This window comes from Vibrio sp. Vb1755, from assembly GCF_033338635.1.
GTDB lineage: Bacteria > Pseudomonadota > Gammaproteobacteria > Enterobacterales > Vibrionaceae > Vibrio > Vibrio alginolyticus.
Genome location: NZ_JAWOTA010000253.1, coordinates 1 through 1,186 on the forward strand (window position 1 = coordinate 1; position 1,186 = coordinate 1,186).

Below are 1,186 nucleotides of genomic sequence, written 5' to 3' on the forward strand. Positions count from 1 at the left end.
GGTTATCCAACCAAAGCGCACTTTGAAGCAATTGAGCAACATGGTGTGATAAGCGAGCACCGTAAGAGCTTCAAACCAGTAAAGAAAGCTTTAGGCTTAGATTAATAAATTGGGCGGATTGGTGTTATAAACCCAGCCCCCTTTAGGTTAGAATCCCAAACAAAATAGAGTTACACGGTACCTGTTAATGTCAGATCCCAAGTTCGTCCACCTTCGTATTCACAGTGATTTCTCGATGGTGGATGGTATCAATAAAGTTCCACCGATAGTCAAGAAAGTCGCCGAGCTTGGTATGCCTGCCATGGCTTTGACTGACTTCACCAACTTATGTGGTTTGGTGAAGTTTTATGGCACAGCGCATGGCTCCGGCGTTAAACCGATCATCGGTGCAGATTTCAAAATGCAATCTGATGAATTTGGTGAAGAACTGACCCAGCTGACAGTACTTGCTGCCGACAATGCAGGTTACAAGAACCTCACGTTACTGATTTCCAAAGCGTACTTACGTGGCCACGTTCAGCACCAACCTGTGATTGATAGGGCGTGGCTGGCCGAGATGTCAAAAGGCTTAATCGTTCTATCTGGTGCTAAAAATGGCGATATCGGCAAAGCGCTGCTTAAAGGTAACCGTAAACTGGTTGAAAGCTGTGTAGAGTTTTACAAACAGCATTTCCCGGACCGTTTCTATCTAGAATTGATTCGTACAGGCCGTCCGGATGAAGAGACGTACTTGCACTTTGCCATCGATCTCGCTGAGCAACATGACTTGCCCGTGGTCGCGACAAACGAAGTGGTTTTCCTAAGTGCAGACCTTTTCGATGCGCACGAGATTCGTGTTGCGATTCATGATGGTTACACATTAGAAGATCCACGCCGACCAAAAAATTACAGCCCGCAGCAGTACCTTCGCACTGAAGAGGAAATGTGTGAGCTGTTTGCTGATATTCCAGAAGCGCTAGAAAACAGTGTTGAGATCGCCAAGCGTTGTAACGTGACCGTTCGTTTGGGTGAATACTTCTTGCCAGCCTTCCCAACAGAAGGGATGGAAGAAACTGAATTCTTGGTCATGAAGTCGCGAGAAGGTTTGGAAGAGCGTCTAGAGTTCCTATTCCCTAATGAAGAAGAGCGCAAAAAGCGCCGTCCAGAATACGACGAGCGTTTACAAATCGAACTCGACGTAATCAAC

Annotated in this window: 1 protein-coding gene and 1 pseudogene; both read left to right on the top strand. The window is 46.4% G+C overall.

Going from position 1 to position 1,186, the window contains the following annotated elements:
• Positions 1-105, top strand: a pseudogene (locus R7E00_RS24305) (ribonuclease HII); the annotation flags it as partial.
• 82 nt (positions 106-187) lie between these two features.
• Positions 188-1,186, top strand: a 999-nt coding sequence (locus R7E00_RS24310; RefSeq protein ID WP_318124804.1) for a PHP domain-containing protein, incomplete at its 3' end; no start/stop codon positions are given.